The following is an 18,932-nucleotide window of genomic DNA, read 5'->3' on the forward strand; positions in this document are numbered from 1 at the left end:
TCAGCGCTCAGCGTTGTGCGCCGCAGAGGGCCGGGGCCGGTCGATCGCCGGGCACGGTCGCGCCCCGTAGGGGGCGCGGGGAACTGCGCGCTCAGCGCCAACGGGCCCGCAGATGTGCATGGTCCCAGCTCAGCGCTCAGCGTGGTGCGCCGCAGAGGGTCGGGGCCGGTCAAGCACCGGGCACGGTCGCGCCCGGTCAGGGGCGCGGGGAACTGCGCGATCAGCCCCAACGGGCCCGCACATCCGCACGGTCCCAGCTCAGCGCTCAGCGTTGTGCGCTGGCCGCCCCCAGCAGCCCGGGCCAGTCGGGGATCTTCACGGGCCCGCGCCCCAGCGAGACGCCGAGCGCCGCCTCCGCGCGCTCGATCGCCAGCCAGCCCTGCCACTCGACGGGATGAAGGCCCGCGTCACGGAGAGCGGGCAGAGGATCCTCCGGCACCCCCCTCTGTGCCCCCCTCCGTACGAGTGCGGGGGCGTCGTCGAGCAAGGAGAGCACCGTCTCCTTGGCGCACGGGCGGTTGGTCCCGATGACGCCCGTAGGCCCCCTCTTGATCCAGCCCGCCACATACTCCCCGGCAGACGCGACGCCACCCCGCAGCACCCGCCCCGCCGCATGCGGCACAGTGCCGAGCCCGTCATCGAACGGCAGCCCGTCGATGCGCACCCCGCGGTAGCCGACCGAGCGTAGGACCAACTGCCCCGCGATGTCCTCGTACCGCCCGGAACCCCTCACTCCGCCGAGCCCGTCCGGCAGTGTCCGCTCGAACCGCACCCCGCCGACCCGCCCCGCCGCCTCCGTCACGGCCACGGGGCGCAGGAAGAACCGGAGCCGGATGCGGCGCGGCAGGTGCCGCGCCGGGCGCTCGGCCCAGCCGCGCATCACCTCGACGTTGCGGCGGCCCGCCGCGGGCAGGCCGGAGGGGTCGGCGTACGCGGGATCGAGCGCCAGCTCCGCGGGGTCCACGTTCACGTCGGTGTCCGGGAGCGAGCCGAGCTCGCGCAGTTCCTTGGTGGTGAAGCGCGCCTGCGAAGGGCCGCGCCGCCCCACCATGTGGACCTCGCGCACCCGGCTCTCGGCGAGGACCCCGAGCGCCGCCTGCGGAATGTCGGTGGGCCGCAGCTCGGCCGCGCCGCGCGCCAGCATCCGCGCGACGTCCACCGCGACGTTCCCGACGCCGATGACCACGGCGGACTCCACACCTCGTACGAAGCCGTCGGCCGCCGCGTCCGGGTGCGCGCTGTACCAGGACACGAACTCCGTGGCCGAATGGCTCCCCGGCAGATCCTCGCCCGGCACGCCCAGTCTGCGGTCCGCCGCCGCGCCCACGCAGTAGACGACCGCGTGGTAAAGGTCGAGCAGCCGCGCGGTCGGGAATCCGCCGGGGCCGATCTCGATGCCGCCGAGGAAGCGGACACGGTCGTGTTCGAGGACCGTACGCAGGTTCCCCTGAAGGGACTTGATCTTCTCGTGGTCAGGTGCGACGCCGTAACGGACGAGCCCGTAGGGGCAGGGGAGCCGGTCGATGACGTCGACCCGCACCCCCGGGACGCGGTCCTGCTGGACAAGGGACTGCGCGGTGTAGACCCCGCTCGGGCCTGATCCGACGACGGCGACCTGCAGCACGGCGGTGCTCCTTCCGCGAGGCGGCCTCGGGGGTGAACTCAGCATCGCACTCCGGTGCGTCGAGGGGGAGACGTGGTGAGGGGCGCGTTGATCCGGGCACCGTTCCGGGATCCGCTCCGGGCGCTCGCTCCAGGGCGTGCCGTTCGTGACCTAATGCGATCGCCCGGCTACCTTTTGATTGTGCTTGAGAGCCCCTTTCTTGGCGTTTCTGATCACTATCGGCCGAATGCTGCTGGCTCGCCCTCATTCCCGCCCTCATTCCCGCCCTCATTCCCGCCCTCATTCCCGACCTCGCCCCAGCCTCCGTCCCAGCCCTCATTCCACGTACGGCTGACCTTCGGTGACGGAGCCGCCGTCGACGCGCGGGCCGTGGTCTCGGAAGGGCGGATCACTCTGGAGGGCCTGCACGCCCAGCCACCGCATCCGGCCGACGACCCGTCGCACCCGCACCCGCAACCGCACCAGCACCAGCACCAGCACCAGCACCCGCATCCGCCCGCCGCACACCGCGCCCGCCCGTCGTGGCCGCGCGGGCGCGAGGGGCGGCTGATGGCCGCTCAGGAGTACCGCACGGCGCAGGCCGAGGGGCGCGACCCCGTGCTCGCGGTGATGCACGCGACGGGGCGCAGTCGCCGCAGGTCCCTCAAGCTCATCGCCTCGGCGCGGGACGCGGGCGCCCTGCCCTCGCGCCACAACCGCCGTTGACGCACACGAGCGCACCAGCACATGGGCGCACGAGCGCACGAGCACGTCAGCGCACATGCGCGGTGCTGCACCGCCGCCGTGAGCGGCCGCTGACCGGTTCTGCGTCCGCCCCGGTCAGCTGTCCGTCCGGGGCATGGCCCGGGCGACGGCCAGGGTGTCCTCGAACAGGTGGAGACGCTCGATGCGCCCGCCGCGGACCGTGAGGCGGAAGGCCACGGGGGTGGTGAATCGGCGGCCGGTGGACTTGACGGTGTGTGTGAACCGGCCGAACAGGGCCGCCTCGTCGCCGTCCACCAGGACCTGGTCGATCCGTGACTCGCTCTCGCCTTCGACGAAGACGGGCCACATCGTGCGGAAGTAGGCGGCCACCTGCTCGCGGCGGGTGCGGCGGCCGGTCCACGGCAGGCTGCTGTCGCCGGGGACGAACCAGTCGATGTCGTCGGCGAACAGATCGGCCAGGCCGTCAGCGTCGGCCGCCGCCAGCAGGTGGAGGAAGCGGCTGATCGTGTCCTGAACGCTGTCGGGCTGCTGGGGTGTGGGCATGGTGACTCCTCGCGCGGTGACGTACGTGGTGGTGAGCCGGCCGCGCTTTCGGGGCGGACCGACCTGGCGGCGGTGGCGTGGCGCCTGTTGGTCGGCTGGCCCGTGCCGCCTGTTGGCCGGCTGGGCCGGGCAGGTCAGACCTGGGCCAGTCCTCCGTCGACGAAGAACTCGGCTCCGGTACTGAAAGAGCTCTGCTCGCTCGCCAGGAAGGCCGCCAGAGCGGCCGCTTCCTCGGGCCGTCCCATGCGGCCCATGGGGAGTTGGGAGGCAAGTGCCGCGTGGAACTGTTCGGTGCCCTGCCCCACCCCTGCCGCGAGGCCGTCGATGCCCGGCGTGGCGATGGGGCCGGGCGTCATCACGTTCACCCGCACCCCCCTCGGCGCCAACTCGGAGGCCCACGTGCGGGCCAGGCTCCGGATGGCGGCCTTGGACGCCGCGTAGACCCCGAGCCCCTCACCGCCCTGTCCCGCGTTGGTGGAGGACAGCAGAATGACGGACGCCCCCGGCGCCAGCAGAGGCAGTGACTTCTGCACGGTCAGCAGGCTTCCCTTGACGTTGACGTCGAAGGTCCGGGCGAAATGATCCTCGGTGGCGTCCTCCAGGCGGACGTACTCCCCGATTCCGGCGTTGGCCACCACGACGTCAAGGCGGCGGCCGTCCCGCTCGATGGTGCCGAAGAGCCGGTCGAGGTCGTCGGCCCGCGCCACGTCGCACTGGACGGCCACCGCGGCGGGCCCGGCCTCCGCCGCGGCGGCCTCAAGCTCCGCGGTCCGCCGTCCGGCCAGATACACCGTGGCTCCGTCGGCGGCGAAGCGTCGGGCCACGGCCAGCCCGATGCCGCTGGAGGCTCCGGTCACCAAGGCGGTCTTGCCGGTCATCTGTCCCTTGTTCTCCATGGATTCCACCTGACTAATTGACGTAACTATTACAGTTACATTGAAGATCTGAAGGAAGCGGCCACGTCGGCCGCGTAACGGTCAGTGAGAGGTCATCGAGAGGTCATCGAGAGGTCATCGAGAGGTCATCGAGAGGTCATTGAGAGGAAAGTGTGTCTTTCAGGACGTCGGCCACCGTCGTCCGGGCCAACTCGGTCCGAACGGTCTGGTCGAGCCGGTCGTAGACGCATCCCAGCGCGGGCTGGATGCCCGCGCCCACGACGCAGTCCTTGTTGGGCTCCGCGCGGTGCATGCCGAACAGCGGGCCCGACCCGATGGCCTCGTACACGTCCAGCAAGGTGATCGTGGCGAGTTCGCGGCTGAGCATCCATCCCGCTCCGGTGCCGCGCTGGGCGTGCACCAGGCCTGCTGTTCGGAGCTCACCGAGCAAGCGCCGGATCACCACGGGATTGGTGTTCGCGCTGCCCGCGATCTGCTCCGAGGTGGCTACCTCGAAGCCTCGGCTCTGATAGAGACCCACCCACGCCAGAGCGTGCACGGCGACGGTCAACCTGCTGTTGGCGCTCACGGCACCCCCTCACTTGTCGTAACAGTAAACGTTACGACCGTCGCGGGCAAGCCGCGACGCCCTCACGCGATCCATGGTTGACGCTCTCACGCAGCTCATGGTTGTACATGACCACCGATGCGGTTGTTTGCCCTCTGCGCCCGCCGCCGGATTGGATACCGCAGGTCAAGCAACGGTTGTCCAAGGGCAGGGGATGGCACGAATGGCAGAGGTGGCAGCGAGTGGGGGAGGCGAACGGCCCGGGCGGTCCAGGCGGTCCTTGGGGCGGCAGTTCGGATGGCTGTGGGCGGCCTACGCGGTCAGTGCGTTCGGCACGCGGCTCGCGTTCGACGCCTTCCCCTTGATCGCGATCCTCGCCCTGGACGCCGGTCCGACGCAGGTGTCGGTCCTCGCGGCGGCGGGCTTCGCGGTGGGCGCGATGGTCGCGGTGCCGCTCGGACCGTGGGTGGAGTTCCGCCGCAAGCGAGCGGTGATGATCGCGATGGACCTGGTCCGGTGCGCGGCGCTGCTCAGCGTCCCCGCCGCGTTCGCGCTCGGTCTGCTCGGCTTCGGCCAGCTCCTGTTCGTGGCGGTCGTCGTCGGCGCGGCCGACATCGCCTTCAGCGCGGCGAGCGGTGCGAGCCTCAAGGCGCTCGTGCGGACGCAGGACCTGCTCGTCGCGAACGGTCGTCTGGAGTCCACGAGTTGGACCGCACTGATGCTCGGGCCGCCGCTGGGCGGAGCCGCGATCGGGCTCTTCGGGCCGGTGATGACCGTGGTGGCCGACGCGGTCAGCTTCCTGCTCTCGGCCCTGGGGATCCGCGCGATCGGCGGCAAGGAGCCGCACCCCGGGCGCACCGGGCAGCCGTCCCGGTTCCGGGCGGGCGATCTGCTCGACGGATGGCGGTACATCCTCGCGGGCCCGATGCTGCGCCCGCTGTTCTTCAACATGATCCTCAACAACGGCCTGATCATGGCGACTTCGCCACTTCTCATCGTCCTCATGGTCGGTGAACTCGGCTTCGCGCCCTGGCAGTACGGCCTGGCCTTCGCCGTGCCCTGCGTCGGCGGCCTGATCGGCTCGCGGCTCGCCCAGCCGCTCGTCCAACGGTTCGGGCGGCACCGGACCCTGCTCACCGCAGGGACGCTGCGCGCGTGTTGGCTGCTCGGTCTTGCCTTCATCGGCCCTGGTGCCGCCGGGCTCGTACTCGTCATGGTCGTCGAGCTCGGCCTGATCACCTGCTCGGGCGTGTTCAACCCGGTGTTCGCCACCTACCGGCTCGATCACACACCGTCGGACCGCGTCGCCCGCACCCTGTCCGCCTGGTCCGTCACCAGCAAGCTCAGCATCGCGGCCCTGACCGGGCTGTGGGGCCTCCTCGCCGGTGTCACAGGGCCGCGCACCGCGATCGGGATCGCCGGGATCCTCATCCTGGCCACTCCGCTGCTCCTCCCGCGACGCGACCACGTGCCGCCGCACGAGCGGGAGTCGGCCGAAGGGAGTCGCGCTTGAGAGGTGCGGCGACCGTGCCGCGGCGCGGCATCACATCTCGCGCATCCGGCCGATCTCCGCGGTCTGCTGCGCGATCACGTCGTTCGCCATCTCCTCGGCCTGGATGTTGTTTCCGTCGGAGAGCAGATCCGTCGCCATCGTGACCGCGCCGTTGTGGTGGGTGATCATCAGCTTCAGGAAGAGTTCGTCGAACGCCTTGCCCTTCGCGGCGCGCAACTGCTTCAGCTGTCCCTCCGTGGCCATGCCCGGCATCGTCCCGTGGTCGTGCCCCGAGTGCTTCTTCGCGCCGCCGTGACTCTTCAGCCAGCCCTTCATGGCGCCGATCTCCGGACGCTGCGCGGCAGCGATGCGGTCGGCGAGACGCTCGACCTTCGTGGAATCGGCGCGCTTCGGGGCGAGTTCGGTCATCGTCAGGGCCTGGCCGTGGTGCGTGATCATCATCTGTACGTAGGTGAAGTCCGCCGAGTTGGGGGTGTCGTCGTCGGTTCTCTTCTTGGCCGCGTCCTTCGCGGACATGGTCGCGGCCGTCTCGCCCGGCTTGCCCGGAGCGATGACCGAGGGGCCCGGTGCGGCTTTCCCGCTCGGCGTCGAACCGGCGTCGGAACCTTCGGAACCTCCTGGATCGCAGGCGCCGAGCGTCAGAAGGACGGCCGTGAGGAACACGGCTGCGGCGGGCGTACGACGGTTGGGCACGGCTGCCTCCTGTGGCGCGCGGGGGAGTTGAGGACCGTCCTAGCACGCTTACGTGCGTTCGTGATCAAAAACTTTCATTACAGGTGCGTTGCCATCTGTTGATCTGTGCATGAGGAGCACGATACTGCGGGGTGTCCGTGAACCGTTCGACTACGAACGGCGACCAGGGCGACTAGGGAGGACGCAGTGACCCTGTTGAACAATTCCCGAACACGGCGCAGACGCTTGGGCGTCGGTGCGGCCGCGCTCGGACTGATTGCCGCGCTGTTCAGTGCGGCGCCCGCCGGAGCGACGCCGGACCCGGGTGACTCGCCCGCCGCGCCCAAGAGCGTGTCGAAGAGCGACGCCGCCGATGCGAAGGCGGCCATCAAGAGCGGTGAGATACCCGCGCCCGACGAGATCGTGCATTCGGACAACATCGAACATCTCGCGAACATCCCCAAGGACGCGCTGCCGGGGTTCAACACCGACCTCGCCTTCCAGGGGAAGTACGCCTTCGCGGGCAATTACGACGGCTTCCGCATCTACGACATCAGCAACCCCAAGAAGCCGCGGACCGTGTCCCAGGTCCTGTGCTCCGGCTCGCAGAACGACATCTCCGTCTCCGGGAACCTGCTCTTCCTCTCCACCGACTCCTCGCGCAGCGACAACTCCTGCAACAGCACCACGCAGCCCGCGACCGAGAAGTCCTCGTGGGAGGGCATGAAGGTCTTCGACATCAGCGACAAGTCGAACCCGAAGTACGTCTCGGCCGTCGAGACCGCCTGCGGCTCGCACACGCACACCCTGGTGCCGGAGAAGAAGAACGTCTACGTGTACGTCTCTTCGTACTCCCCGAGCGCGACGTTCCCGGACTGCCAGCCGCCGCACGACGGCATTTCCATCATCAAGGTGCCCCGCAAGGCCCCGCAGAAGGCGGCGGTCGTCGACTTCCCCGTGCTCTTCCCGGGTGAAGGCCCCGACGGCGGTGGCAACCCCGGCGGGCCCACCAACCCGGGCGTCTCCAAGACCACCGGCTGCCACGACATCACCGTGCTGCCCTCCGAGGACCTCGCCGCCGGTGCCTGCATGGGCGACGGAATCCTCTTCTCCATCAAGAACCCCGAGAAGCCCAAGGTCATCGACCAGGTCCAGGACAACAAGAACTTCGCGTTCTGGCACTCGGCGACCTTCAACCAGAAGGCGAACAAGGTCGTCTTCACCGATGAGCTCGGCGGCGGTGGCGGCGCCACCTGCGACGAGGCGACAGGTCCCGAGCGCGGTGCCAACGGCATCTACGACATCAAGGGCAAGGGCGATCACCGCAAGCTCGTCTTCAAGAGCTACTACAAGATCCCGCGCCACCAGGCCGCGACCGAGAACTGTGTCGCCCACAACGGCTCGCTGATCCCGGTCAAGGGCAAGGACCTGATGGTCCAGGCGTGGTACCAGGGCGGCGTCTCCGTCTGGGACTTCACGAACTCCTCGAAGCCGAAGGAGATCGGCTACTTCGAGCGCGGCCCCCTCTCCACCGACGCGATCCAGGTGGGCGGCTCGTGGTCGGCGTACTACTACAACGGCTACATCTACTCGAACGACATCGCCAAGGGCTTCGACGTCCTGAAGATCGACGACAAGCGGACGGATCCCGCCGAGCGGGTACGTGTCCGTGAGCTCAACGTCCAGACCCAGCCGGATTACTTCGACTGACCGGACCATTTTCCTCAGTCGACTACTTCGACTGAGCGGGACGCTGAGCGGACCGCGTCTCCTGCGCGGACTGATCGTCGACCCGCGCATGCGTCCCGCCGAGCGGTTCATCGCCCGGCGGGACGCCCAGCTCCCACGCGAGCCCGTACCGCTGGAACAGCTCCGACCGCAGCGCGCCCGCCGGCATCGGCGCCCCCGGAAGCAGCACCGCGAAGACCGCGCCCATCAGCAGCGCGCGCAGCAGCGGATAGTCGGTGTCCACATCGAGCGACCCGTTGCGTACGACGGTGTCGCGGAGGAGTTCGGCGAGCTGCTGCTGCTCCGGGCAGCGTACGAACCCGTCGGCCTGCAGGATCCCCGCCATGTGGGTGCGCATGAGAACGGGCTGGTCCCTGGCCAGGCCCAGGACCGCGTCGATGGCGCGGGCCAGGAGCTCATCCCCGTCCGTGGCCGGGGGATCGCGTTCGAGGGCGGCCTCAAGGGTGCGGTGCATCAGGCGGTGCACCGCCGACTGCAGGAGCTGCCGCTTGCCGGGGAAGTAGTACGACACGAGGCCGCGGGCCGAGCCCGCGCGGTCGGCGATGTCGCCGAGCGTCGTCGCCTCATAGCCGCGCTCGCTCACCAGCTCGACCGTGGCCTGGAGGAGCCGTTCCCTGGAACGCCTTCGCAACTCTTCATTGACCGATGCGCTACGCGGGGACATTCTGTAACTCCTGCGTTGACTGGCTCTCAGCCAGTATACTCAGGGTCTCGGGCCAGGACGCCAAGGCGTGTCTTTCACGGTCCGGTGCGACCTGGGGCAGGCAACACCGCGGGGGAGTGTTGCCTGCCCACGGGTGCCGATCGGCCGAACCCTCCTTACAGTGGGCCAGGGGGCCGAGGAGGCGTACTGAGATGGATCAAGAGCAGATTCTGTCCCGGATCTCGTCGATGGTCGACGACGAGCGGACGCTGCGGGACTCCCTCGCGTCGGGCGCGATCGACGAGTCGACGGAGCGCGCGCGACTCGGTGCCATCGAGCGGGAACTCGACCGGTGCTGGGACCTGCTGCGCCAGCGGCGCGCGAAGGCCGAGTTCGGCGGGAACCCTCAGGAGGCGCGGGCACGGCCCGTCGCCGAGGTCGAGGGCTACTGGTCGTAGGCCCACTGCCCGGGGACGACCGGCGACGCCTCAGCCCCTGTCGACGAGGCCGATGACGGGACGCAGTCCGTCCGGCCGCCGGTCCACGGGCAGATGGTCCACGAAGTGCACGGCGCAGCCGAGCGTGGCGGCGCCCGCGTCCGCGTGCCGGTCGTCGCCGACCATCAGAGCGTCCGCCGGATCCACGCCGATGACCTCACAGGCGCGCGCGAACAGGCGCGGGTCGGGCTTCTGGACCTCGTGCTCGTACGACAGGGCGTACGCGTCCACGTACGGGTCGAGACCGTGGGCGCGGAAGACGGGGCGCAGATCCCAGCCGATGTTGCTGATCACCGCGACAGGGACGCCCCGCTCCCGGAGCGCGGCGAGCACCTCGGCGGCGTCCGCGTAGGGGCGCCAGGCCCCCGGCGTCATATGGCGCTCGTACAGGGCGTCGTGCAGATGAGGTGCGGGCAGCGGGACCTCGCGCGAGAGGCCCGTGAACGCGGCACGGTGCTCCGCGGCGCTGCGGTCGCGGTGGGCCCAGAGCTCGGCGAGATGGTCGGGCACCGCCGTGGGACGCGGCCCGGCGGGCAGCGCGCCCGCCCGCTCCAGGTCGTTCGTCAGGCGCTCGAACTCCGCTTCGGGGAGCGGCAGCCGGGCCTCCTGGAGCACCGCGCGCAGCCAGGCACCGGTGGATTCGACGCGGAACAGGGTCCCGGAGAAATCGAAGAGCACACCCCTGATCGTCATGGCAGGGATCCTCCGTGGCCGGTCTGCGGGCGGTCAAGTGGGCTCGGAGGCAGGCCCGTTACGCGAGCCTCACGGCGCGGGCTCCCGGCCGGTACGGGTAGGTGGCGATCGCGAGCGCCACCATGAGGGCACCGAGCAGCCAGCCGCCGACGACGTCTGAGGGCCAGTGCACGCCGTTCCAGATCCGGGTCACGCCGACCCCGACGACGCAGACCACGGCGATCGTCACACCCGTGCGCCACAGGGCGGGCCCGGCGCCGTACACGCGGAGCAGCCACAGGAGGAGTCCGCAGACGACCGTCGCCGTCAGGGCGTGCCCCGAAGGGAAGGCCGCGAAGTGCGCGGAGTCCACCGGGTCCGGCCACACCGGGCGCGGTTTGTCGACCGCCGCCTTGAGCCCCTGCTGCACCACGGTGCCCACCGCGCAGGTGACCGCCAGCCACAGCGCGAGCCAGTACGCGCCGCGGAAGGCGAGCCACAGCACGGCCACGGTGATCAGCGCGCGCATCGTCCACGGGTCCCACACCCAGTCGGTCAGGACGCGGCTCGCGTGGGTGAGGCCGTCGTGCGCGACGGCCCAGCGGTGCGTGGTGCGCGCGATGTCGCCGTCGAGGGTGCGCAGGGGGCCCCACTCCAGCTCGACCAGGAGGATCAGCAGGGCCGATGGCACGCACAGGAGTGCGGCGGTGAGCATGGCGCGGGATGTTCGCGGGCCGGGCGGACCGGGCGGTGATTCGAGCGGTGCGGCGGGGTGCATGGGGAGATCCTCGCCGACGGGCGGCGGTGAGGGCCATCCCGGGGCGCGGTCCCGGTGAAACCGGGCGGCCTCGGCCTCGGCTCCAGGGGGCCTCGGCCGGGCGGCAGGCCGCTATCCCAGGGCGCGCAGCCCGGGCACGAACGTCACAAGGAGCGGAATCACCGGCACCAGCGCGGCGGCCGCCGTCAGCCGCAGCCGCCGCCCAGCGGTGAGCCGCGGCCGTGCGGACAGCAGTCGGTGCACCCGCTGCGGCACGTGCGCGTGCGGGGTCGGGCAGGGGCCGAAAACGCCCCGGTCCTCGTTGAGCTCGACCAGCGCGAGAGCGATCGTCAGGCGCCCGAAACGCCGTGAGGCCACGTCGTCGGCGGCCAGCTCGACCAGGCGGTGCATCTCGCCACGGAACGCGGCGAACACCGGCACCTGCGGGAACCCCGTGGCCAGCGCGCCCGAACAGTGCAGGAGCCAGTCGTGCCGTGCCTGGGCGTGCCCCTGCTCATGAGCGAGCACCGCATCCAGCTGACGGCCCTTGAGGCGGCGCAACGCGGCCGTGGTGATGACCAGTTGGGGCGCGGCGCCCGGCAGCCACCAGGCGTCGGGGCGCTCGCCCTCCAGGACGACGAGACGGTCGGCGCCGGGCTCCTCGCCGGGCAACAGAGGTGCGCGCAGGAGCAGTTCGCTGCGACGCTTGCGGCGCCTGGTGCGCGCCCGGGAGATCTCCCGGGTCAGCATCGCGGCGGTCCACACGGCGCCCAGGGCCAGCGCCACGGCGGTCGCGGGCGCCCAGGAGCCGCCGGCCCCCAGCGCGTACGCCTCGACGACGTCGTGCGGCGCGGGCGCGAAGACATGGCCGCGTACGGCCTGCCACGCGGCGGCGGCGCTCAGGGTCATCGACAGGGCGCAGCACATGAGCACACCCGCCACGACGCACTGCCACGCCCACAGCGCGACCACCGGTTCGCGCTCCGGCCAGTCGGCGCGCGCCAGGAGGCGCGGGGCGACGACGGCGGTGAGGGCGCCCAGCAGCAACAGCGCAACGGGGAGCAACATGCGTCAAGACTATGAGGGTGGCGCTGTCGGAGGGTACGACCTATCGCCGAAGGTGACGCACGCCACGGCGGATCGCGGGATATCGCCCCTTACGGCCCCGCGGATTCCGTTGGGCGGGCCCGCCGCGGTTTCCATGGCTGCCGCGGCTACAGGGTCAGCAGCATCGCGATCATGGCGATGCCCATGGAAAGCCGGCACGCCATCGCCAGTTCCGTACGGTCGCCCCACCCGATGACCGTGGTACCGCCTCCCTCCGTCGCCGCGAGCGTCGGTACGGATGCCGGTACGGGAGCCGCTACGGGCAGGAGGCGGACCCCCGACCAGAGCACGTACCCCGCGAAGTACAGCAGCATGACTCCCGTGAGCGCCGGTGCGCCCCCGCCGCCGTGGCCCGTGTGCGCGGCGGGGGTCGTGGTCATGGCCACCGCCATGTAGACCATGGCGCAGGCGCCGACCAGGTGATGCAGATGGTGCCGAGTGCGTCGCGCCGCCCACAGGGCCCGAAGCGCCGCCACGCCGAACACGGCCGCGTACCCGAGCCAGGCCCACCGCGGCGGGGTCAGTACGGCCGCGGGCAGGGCCATCAGGGCCATCCCGAACCCCATGAGCGCCTCGCCGCCGGCCGCCCGGCGCTGTTCCTCGACCCTGCTGCGCATCCGCAGCAGGCAGTAGGACCCGGTCGCCGCGCACAGCGCGACGAGCAGCCAGCCGGCCTGCGCCGGTCCGTGCACCGCACACCTCCCCGATCGACGGTGTCGTCGGGTCGATGCCCTCGCACGGGGCGTCGTATGCGAGCGCACGGGTGTACGCGGGGAGCGCGGAGGGAGCGGACGGGCCGTGAGGGAGGCGACTCCCGGAGTAAATCGTTTCCGAGTAAAACACTTGCTAATGTTCTAGGTATGAGCAGTACACCGCCATCTTCACCGCGCCCGTCCGGCCCCTCCCGTGTCCGCCTCCGCGACCGCTTCCGTGCCCGTCTCCGGGTCCGCCGACTGCCGCTCGCCGGTGTGCTGCGTCCTGGCAAGCCGTCCGACATCTGGTTCAAACCCGCGTCGAGCGTCGTCGTCGCCACCGCGATACCGAATCTGACGCTCCTCGCGATCGGCCGCCTCGACCTCGTCATGTACACGATGGCCGGATCCTTCTGCGCCCTCTACGCCCACAACCTCCCCTACGCGGCGCGGTCCCGCGCCCTCGCCGGTGTCGTCCTGGGGATGCTGGCAAGTGTCGGCGCCGCCATGGTCGCCGCCTCGCTCACCACGTCGGCGGCAGTGCTCGTGGCGGTCGGCGCGCTGCTCGCCGCGGCACAGAAGACGCTCTGCGACGCGACGCGCATCGGCCCGCCCGGCCACCTCATCTTCACGTTCATCAGCTCCGCCACCCTGTTCGCGCCGCAGGCCATCGGGCAGGTCCCAGGACACCTGGCCCTGACGCTCGGCGCGGGCGCCGTGGCCTGGCTCGTCGGCATGGCCCCCGCCCTGGTGCGGCCGCACGGCCCCGAGCGCCGGGCCACCGCGCGGGCCCTGCACGCGGCAGCCGCGTACGCCGAGGCGTCGGGCCCGGACCGCGAGCGCGCCCGGCCGGGCGCGGCGGCGGCCGTGCACGCCGCCTGGCAGTCGCTGCTCGCCACCGGCGCCCGCACAGCGGCGCGCCGCGCCCTGGAGCGCCTGGTGATCCGCGCCGAGGAGGCGCTGGCGGCGCCGTCGGCGGCGGACCCCGCCCAGCTGCGCTCCTGGGCGGCGGGGCTGCGCGGTACGGGTGCGGTGCCGCGCCCCGCCGACGTACGCCCCGATGCCGATGACGAACTCCTCGGAGTGGAAGCCGAGTTGGCGGCAGGAGCCGCGAAGGGCGTGCTGTGGCGGCGACTGGCCCCCGGATCCCCGCTGCTGCCCATCGCGCTGCGCACGGCCGTCGGCTGCGCGCTCGCGGGGTACGCGTCACTGGCGCTCGGCGTCGGCCGCCCCTACTGGGCCCTTGTCACGGCGGCCTCGCTCTACCAGGCCAACGTCACGCTCACCTGGAACAGGGGAGTGCAGCGCGTGGTCGGCAACCTCGTCGGAGTGCTCGCCTTCGCCGCGATCGCCCCGTTGGCCCACCTCAGTCAGGCCGCGCTCATCATCTGCTGTCTGGCTCTCGCCTTCGGGGCGGAGGCGCTGATGGGCCGCAACTACTGGCTCGGCAGCGTGTGCGTCACGCCGATGGCCCTCCTCGTCACCGAGTTCGCACGGTTCCAGCAGCCCGGAGGCCTCATCCTCGACCGGGTCGTGGACACGCTCGTGGGCGCGCTGCTCGGCGTCCTCGCTGCGATCGCCGTCACCAACCGGCGCGCCGCCGACCACATCGAGCTGGCCATCGACGCCACCGACCGGGCCCGCGCCCGCGCCGAACAGGCCCTGGCAGGACCGCTCCCCACCCCCGGCGCCCTGCGCCCGGCGCGCCGCGGCCTGACCGCCGCCCTCGTCGACCTGCGCACCGCCCACGACGCGGCGGCGGGCGAATGGTGGCAGCGCGCCCTGCCGGACCAGCGGGTGATGCTCGCCGAGCAGGCGGGACACCGTACGCTCGCGGCGACGGTACGAGGCATGGAGCAAGGCGAGCGCGTACGGGTACAGCGCGTACGGGTATGACGGGCCGGGCCGGGCGGAAGGGCGAGGACAGGGGCGCATGAGGAACGGGAGCGAACGGGACGCGGCGGCGGAAGCCGTGGGCGCCCGTGCGGGAGACGGCGGCGCGAGCAGTGCCGCGGCCGGCGCCGCGGGCGCGGCGGGCGGTGCCCCCGGCGTCGGCGCGCCCCGCGACACCGTGGCCGCCGTCGTGCGGCAGTGGCAGACGGTGCGGCCGGACATCGACACGGGTCCCATGGAGGTCATCGGCCGCATCAACCGTTGCGCGGCCCTCCTGCAGCAGGCCGAGGACGCGCCGCTGCGCCGCGTCGGCCTGACCCGCCCCGAGTTCGACCTCCTCGGCGCGCTGCGCCGCACCGGCCACGAACTGACCCCCGGCGAACTGGCCCGCGAGACCTTCTCCTCGGGCGCCGCCGTCACCAAGCGTCTCAAGCAGCTCCAGGAGCGCGACCTCGTCGACCGGCGCGCCGACACCCGTGACCGCCGCGTATCGCACGTCAGCCTGACCGGCACGGGCCGCGACCTGGTCGACTCCATCCTGCCCGATCAGCTCGCCTACGAGACGGTTGTCCTGGCCGGTCTCGACGGGGACGGCCAGGGTCAACTGAGCGCACTGCTGGGGGAGTTGCTGGGGCAGCTGGAGGGGCGGCTCGGGCTCTCGCCGGGGTTCCGGGGCTGAGGAGCCACGCGGAGGGGCGAGGGGGTGTCAGTGGTCCTCGACGGACGCCGCCAGCAACTCCCTTGTCTCGGGCTCCACATGATCCGCGTAGTACTCGTGCAGCGCTGAACGGCCCAGACGGGCGGCCGACGGCCCGTCGCCCGCGCTGATCGCCGCCAGGACCTCGCGGTGGTGGGCTATGGAGCGCTCCATCCAGGCCGTGGTGTCCGTGACGCCCGCGATCTTCTTCTCGATGACATCGACCACCGCCTCGTGCACGGCACGTGCGCACAGGCCGAGGAGGGAATTGCCGCTCGCCTCGGCGATCGCGCGGTGGAAGAGCGCGTCCGCCTCGCTGAACGCGTGCAGGGCCGTCGGGCCGCTGCCGCCACCTGCGTCGCTGAGCGATTCCATGCGGGTGATCTGCTCGCGCATCCGGGCGAGGTCGTCATCGTCGTGCAGGCGCGCCGCCAGACGGTTGCTCTCGGCGTCCAACACCATGCGGAACTGCACCAGTTCGCCGAGCGTCGCCACGCTGGAGCGGGTGAGGCGGCCCAGGGCCTGGCTGAGATTGTCGGGGGAGACGCCGAGCACCTCGGCCCCCAGCGGGTCGCCGGGGCGGGAGCGGATCAGGCCCGCCGACTGCAGGACGCGCAGCGCCTCGCGGACCGTGGAGCGGCCCACACCGAAGCGGTTGACCAGCTCTCGCTCGGCGGGCAGCCGTGCGCCGGGAGGCAGATCACCGCTGAGGATGCGCTCCTCGATCTGCTCCGCCACCCGCTGATAGGCCCGGACCGGTGTGACCGGCCGGAACAGGTCGGTGTCGTCGGCGGCCATCGGCCCGCCCCCTCCACGGTACGTAGCTGATACGCGACATCGGCGCGAACGTCGATGCGGACATCGGCGCGCGAAAACCAAGATCTGGTGGTTGACCCGGCCATGAACGTGGAGGCAGAGTACGGGAACTCAACTGGTCTGACCAGTCGACTGGCCTCGTGGCCGACCGACTTGGAGGTTCCATGCACACCAGCTCACGTCACACCAGCTCAAGCACGCCCGTGACTGATTCGGCCGTCGTCGCCTTCACCCAGGATCTGGTCCGGCTGCGTACCGTCAACGCGGCCGGGTCCACCGAGGTCGAGCGGCCCGCGGCCGAACTCGTCGCCCGGCTCTTCACCGAGTTCGGCTGGACGTACGACGTGGTCGAGGTCGCGCCGGGGCGGCCCAACACCGTCGCCGTCATCGAGGGCGGGGGAGGCGAAGGGCCGACCCTGATGTTCGAGGGGCACATCGACGTCGTCACGGAGGGGGATCCGCAGGACTGGAGCGTCGATCCCTACGGCGCCGAGATCCGGGACGGCAGACTGTGGGGGCGCGGTTCCGCCGACATGAAGTCCGGTGTCGCGGCGATGATCTACGGGGTGCGGGCCCTGCAACTCGCCGGGCCCTTCCCGGGCCGCGTCGTCCTCGGAGTGCTGTGCGACGAGGAAGGACTGATGCTCGGCGCGAAGGCGTTCGCCGCGACGCCGCTCGCGCGTGAGGTGGACGGGGTCATCGTCTGCGAGCCGGAGGGGTACGAGGTCTGCACCTCCGCCCGTGGCGGCATCCGGCTCCGGCTCGATCTCGACGGGGTGATGGCCCACGGTGCCATGCCGCAGGAGGCCAAGAGCCCGATCGTCGCCGGGGCGCGCATCGTGGAGGCCCTCGGTGACGTGCAGACCTGGGCCCAGAAGCGGTACGGCACCCATCCGCACGCCGGGAGCGTGACTCTCACGCCGACCGTGCTGCACGGCGGTGACCCGGATCAGCTCAACGTCATCCCCGCACACGGTGTCGTCGGCATCGACGTACGTACGATCCCCGGTACCGATCACACGGAACTCATCGAGCGCGTCAGGCAGTGCGCGCTCGACGCGGCAGGCAGCGTGGGGGTGGGTGTCGGGGTCACCGTCGTCGACGACCGGCCCGCCATCGAGATCGCCGAGGACCACCCGGTGGTCACCGCCCTCGTCGACGGGCACCGCCAGGTGCACGGCGCCGCACCGCCGTTCGGTGCCGTGCCAGGCACCACGGACGGCACCATCCTCACCCGCGACGCCGGTCTGCCGACCGTCGTCTACGGACCCGGCGGGAAGTGGATCGCGCACCAGAAGGACGAGTTCGTCGAGGTGCGCGAGATCGTCGAGTACACCCGGGTGTACACCGCCGCGGCGCGCTCGTTCCTGACCGGCACCACCGGAGGCACGCGATGACGACGACCTGCCCCGAAGGGCTGCCCATCGGGGACGGCTGGGTGTCCGCGCCGGAGAGCCGGCCCGTCCTCTTCCCGTACGACGGCACTGAGATCGCCCCGGCGCCGGTCGGCGACGAAGACCTCGCGGGGCGGGCCGTCGAACACGCCGCGGCGATCCGTGTGCGGGTCGGCGGGCTGACCGCGGGGGTGCGGCGGCAGGTGCTCACCGGGGTCGCGGTGGCGCTTGCCGACGCGGTGCCCGAGCTGGTGGACCTGCTCGTCCTGGAGACCGGGAAGCCGCGGGTCGACTGCGGGGTCGAGATGCAGCGGACCGTGGCCACGTGGCAGGCCGCCGCGGACGAGGTGGCCCATCTGCACGGCGAGACCGTGCCGCTGGACCTCCAGACGTCCGGGGAGGGCCTCTTCGGCTTCTGGACGCGACGGCCCGTGGGCGTCGTGGTCGGCATCGCGGGCTTCAACTACCCGGTCCTTCTCGCTTCCCACAAGATCGCACCGGCGCTCGCCGCGGGCTGCCCGGTGATCGTCAAGCCCGCGCCGGCGACGCCGCTGGCCACCCTGCGGCTCGTCCATCTCGTACGGGAGCAGCTCGTGGCGGCCGGCGCGCCCGCCGGAGCGGTGCAACTCGTCACGGGGGACGCGGAGGTCGGCCGTACGCTCACCACACATCCGGAGGTCGCGGCGGTCTCCTTCACCGGGTCCGCCGCCGTCGGGCACCACATCGCGCGGGACGCGGCGCCCCGCAAGGTGGTCCTCGAACTCGGCTCCAACGCGGCGCTCGTCGTGGCGGCCGACGCCGATCTCGACGCGGCGGCGGACGCGGTGGTGCGGGGCGGATTCTACGCATCGGGCCAGGCCTGCATCTCCGTACAGCGGGTCATCGTGGTGGACGCGGTGGCGGACGAGTTCGAGAAGCGGCTCGTGGAGCGGCTGCCGGACGTGGTGGTCGGCGACCCCCGAGCCCCTGAGACCCGCGTATCGGCGCTCATCGACCGGGCGGCGACGGAGCGGGTGCTCGACCGGGTCGAACGGGCTCGGGCGGCCGGCGCACGCCTCGTGGCCGGGGGAGTGCGCGACGCGGGCGGCAGGTGCGTCACGCCGACTCTGCTCGCGGACGTTCCCGACGGCGAACCCGCCTGGGACGAGGAGATCTTCGGCCCGGTCGTCTGCCTGCGCACGGTGCCGGATCTGGACACCGCCTACGACGTGGTCAACGCCAGCCGCTACGGCCTGCACGCGGCCGTCTACACCAGCGGCCTGAGGGCCGCCCTGGAGGCCGTGGACCGCCTGGAGGTCGGTGGCGTGGTGGTGAACGAAGTCCCCGGCTACCGCAGCGACATCGCCCCGTACGGCGGCGTCAAGGACTCGGGCATCGGCCGCGAGGGTCCCAGGTTCGCCATCGAGGAACTGACGGTGACGCGGATGGCGGTCATCAGGCCCTAGGCCGTCAGCTCGGACCTGGGCCCTGGGCCCTGGGCCCTCAGCAGACAACGGTCGGTCAGCCGACGTCCCC

The 18,932-nt window shown here is 71.6% G+C and carries 19 protein-coding genes; 8 read left to right on the forward strand and 11 right to left on the reverse strand.

The features are described 5' to 3' along the window. Positions 1 to 265: 265 nt before the first annotated feature. Entirely contained in the window at positions 266 to 1,624 is a 1,359-nt protein-coding gene (locus ACFVXC_RS15765; protein ID WP_389905627.1) for an FAD-dependent oxidoreductase, read from the reverse strand. A 177-nt stretch (positions 1,625 to 1,801) separates the two neighbouring features. Between ACFVXC_RS15765 and ACFVXC_RS15770 the strand changes: the two genes are divergently transcribed. Beyond that, entirely contained in the window at positions 1,802 to 2,329 is a 528-nt protein-coding gene (locus ACFVXC_RS15770; RefSeq protein ID WP_389905946.1) for a DUF6214 family protein, read from the forward strand. Positions 2,330 to 2,443: 114 nt separating this feature from the next. On the opposite strand, the gene ACFVXC_RS15775 is transcribed toward ACFVXC_RS15770, so the two are convergent. From ACFVXC_RS15775 to ACFVXC_RS15785, 3 genes are all read right to left on the reverse strand, one after another. Beyond that, a complete protein-coding gene (locus ACFVXC_RS15775; RefSeq protein WP_389905629.1) occupies positions 2,444 to 2,872 on the reverse strand; it encodes a nuclear transport factor 2 family protein in 429 nt (142 codons plus the stop codon). A 134-nt stretch (positions 2,873 to 3,006) separates the two neighbouring features. Next, a complete protein-coding gene (locus ACFVXC_RS15780; RefSeq protein WP_389905631.1) occupies positions 3,007 to 3,768 on the reverse strand; it encodes an SDR family NAD(P)-dependent oxidoreductase in 762 nt (253 codons plus the stop codon). Between the two features lie 136 nt (positions 3,769 to 3,904). Then, positions 3,905 to 4,336: an Rrf2 family transcriptional regulator gene (locus ACFVXC_RS15785; protein WP_389905632.1), complete on the reverse strand. Its 432-nt coding sequence runs from the start codon at positions 4,334 to 4,336 to the stop codon at positions 3,905 to 3,907. A gap of 202 nt (positions 4,337 to 4,538) precedes the next feature. Between ACFVXC_RS15785 and ACFVXC_RS15790 the strand changes: the two genes are divergently transcribed. Next, positions 4,539 to 5,828: an MFS transporter gene (locus ACFVXC_RS15790; protein ID WP_389905634.1), complete on the forward strand. Its 1,290-nt coding sequence runs from the start codon at positions 4,539 to 4,541 to the stop codon at positions 5,826 to 5,828. Between the two features lie 30 nt (positions 5,829 to 5,858). Here ACFVXC_RS15790 and ACFVXC_RS15795 read toward each other — a convergent pair whose 3' ends face one another. Continuing rightward, on the reverse strand, positions 5,859 to 6,521 hold the full coding sequence (locus ACFVXC_RS15795) for a DUF305 domain-containing protein (RefSeq protein WP_389905636.1): 663 nt from the start codon (positions 6,519 to 6,521) through the stop codon (positions 5,859 to 5,861). Positions 6,522 to 6,707: 186 nt separating this feature from the next. On the opposite strand from ACFVXC_RS15795, the gene ACFVXC_RS15800 reads away from it, so the two are divergent. Next, a complete protein-coding gene (locus tag ACFVXC_RS15800) occupies positions 6,708 to 8,210 on the forward strand; it encodes an LVIVD repeat-containing protein (protein ID WP_389905638.1) in 1,503 nt (500 codons plus the stop codon). Between the two features lie 22 nt (positions 8,211 to 8,232). On the opposite strand, the gene ACFVXC_RS15805 is transcribed toward ACFVXC_RS15800, so the two are convergent. Then, a complete protein-coding gene (locus ACFVXC_RS15805; RefSeq protein WP_389905639.1) occupies positions 8,233 to 8,913 on the reverse strand; it encodes a TetR/AcrR family transcriptional regulator in 681 nt (226 codons plus the stop codon). A 191-nt stretch (positions 8,914 to 9,104) separates the two neighbouring features. Here ACFVXC_RS15805 and ACFVXC_RS15810 point away from each other — a divergent pair, with 191 nt between their 5' ends. Next, complete coding sequence (locus tag ACFVXC_RS15810) at positions 9,105 to 9,350, forward strand: DUF2630 family protein (protein ID WP_389905641.1); 246 nt, start codon at positions 9,105 to 9,107, stop codon at positions 9,348 to 9,350. 30 nt (positions 9,351 to 9,380) lie between these two features. On the opposite strand, the gene ACFVXC_RS15815 is transcribed toward ACFVXC_RS15810, so the two are convergent. The 4 genes from ACFVXC_RS15815 to ACFVXC_RS15830 all read right to left on the reverse strand — a co-directional run bounded on the left by ACFVXC_RS15815 (position 9,381) and on the right by ACFVXC_RS15830 (position 12,617). Beyond that, a complete protein-coding gene (locus ACFVXC_RS15815) occupies positions 9,381 to 10,082 on the reverse strand; it encodes an HAD family hydrolase (protein WP_389905643.1) in 702 nt (233 codons plus the stop codon). A gap of 58 nt (positions 10,083 to 10,140) precedes the next feature. Next, complete coding sequence (locus ACFVXC_RS15820; RefSeq protein ID WP_389905645.1) at positions 10,141 to 10,839, reverse strand: phosphatase PAP2 family protein; 699 nt, start codon at positions 10,837 to 10,839, stop codon at positions 10,141 to 10,143. A gap of 111 nt (positions 10,840 to 10,950) precedes the next feature. Then, a complete protein-coding gene (locus ACFVXC_RS15825) occupies positions 10,951 to 11,886 on the reverse strand; it encodes a M56 family metallopeptidase (protein WP_389905647.1) in 936 nt (311 codons plus the stop codon). Between the two features lie 146 nt (positions 11,887 to 12,032). Further along, on the reverse strand, positions 12,033 to 12,617 hold the full coding sequence (locus ACFVXC_RS15830) for a DUF5134 domain-containing protein (protein WP_389905649.1): 585 nt from the start codon (positions 12,615 to 12,617) through the stop codon (positions 12,033 to 12,035). Positions 12,618 to 12,785: 168 nt separating this feature from the next. Between ACFVXC_RS15830 and ACFVXC_RS15835 the strand changes: the two genes are divergently transcribed. Both ACFVXC_RS15835 and ACFVXC_RS15840 read left to right on the forward strand, forming a co-directional pair. Beyond that, positions 12,786 to 14,513, forward strand: coding sequence for an FUSC family protein (locus tag ACFVXC_RS15835; RefSeq protein ID WP_389905651.1), 1,728 nt, complete (start codon positions 12,786 to 12,788; stop codon positions 14,511 to 14,513). A gap of 37 nt (positions 14,514 to 14,550) precedes the next feature. Next, the gene (locus tag ACFVXC_RS15840; RefSeq protein ID WP_389905653.1) at positions 14,551 to 15,189 is read left to right on the forward strand and encodes a MarR family winged helix-turn-helix transcriptional regulator; all 639 of its coding nucleotides are present in this window, start codon (positions 14,551 to 14,553) and stop codon (positions 15,187 to 15,189) included. A 27-nt stretch (positions 15,190 to 15,216) separates the two neighbouring features. Here the strand turns inward: ACFVXC_RS15840 and ACFVXC_RS15845 are convergent, their stop codons facing one another. After that, positions 15,217 to 16,005, reverse strand: a complete 789-nt coding sequence (locus tag ACFVXC_RS15845; RefSeq protein ID WP_389905654.1) for a FadR/GntR family transcriptional regulator — start codon at positions 16,003 to 16,005, stop codon at positions 15,217 to 15,219. 221 nt (positions 16,006 to 16,226) lie between these two features. On the opposite strand from ACFVXC_RS15845, the gene ACFVXC_RS15850 reads away from it, so the two are divergent. Beyond that, the gene (locus ACFVXC_RS15850; RefSeq protein ID WP_389905656.1) at positions 16,227 to 17,420 is read left to right on the forward strand and encodes a M20 family metallopeptidase; all 1,194 of its coding nucleotides are present in this window, start codon (positions 16,227 to 16,229) and stop codon (positions 17,418 to 17,420) included. Next, positions 17,417 to 18,862 carry an aldehyde dehydrogenase family protein gene (locus tag ACFVXC_RS15855; protein ID WP_389905658.1) on the forward strand — a complete coding sequence of 482 codons (1,446 nt, stop codon included), beginning with the start codon at positions 17,417 to 17,419 and terminating at the stop codon, positions 18,860 to 18,862. Before ACFVXC_RS15850 ends, ACFVXC_RS15855 begins: the two co-directional genes overlap by 4 nt. Positions 18,863 to 18,932 lie beyond the last annotated feature (70 nt).

Source organism: Streptomyces sp. NPDC058257 (assembly GCF_042881845.1).
GTDB lineage: Bacteria > Actinomycetota > Actinomycetes > Streptomycetales > Streptomycetaceae > Streptomyces.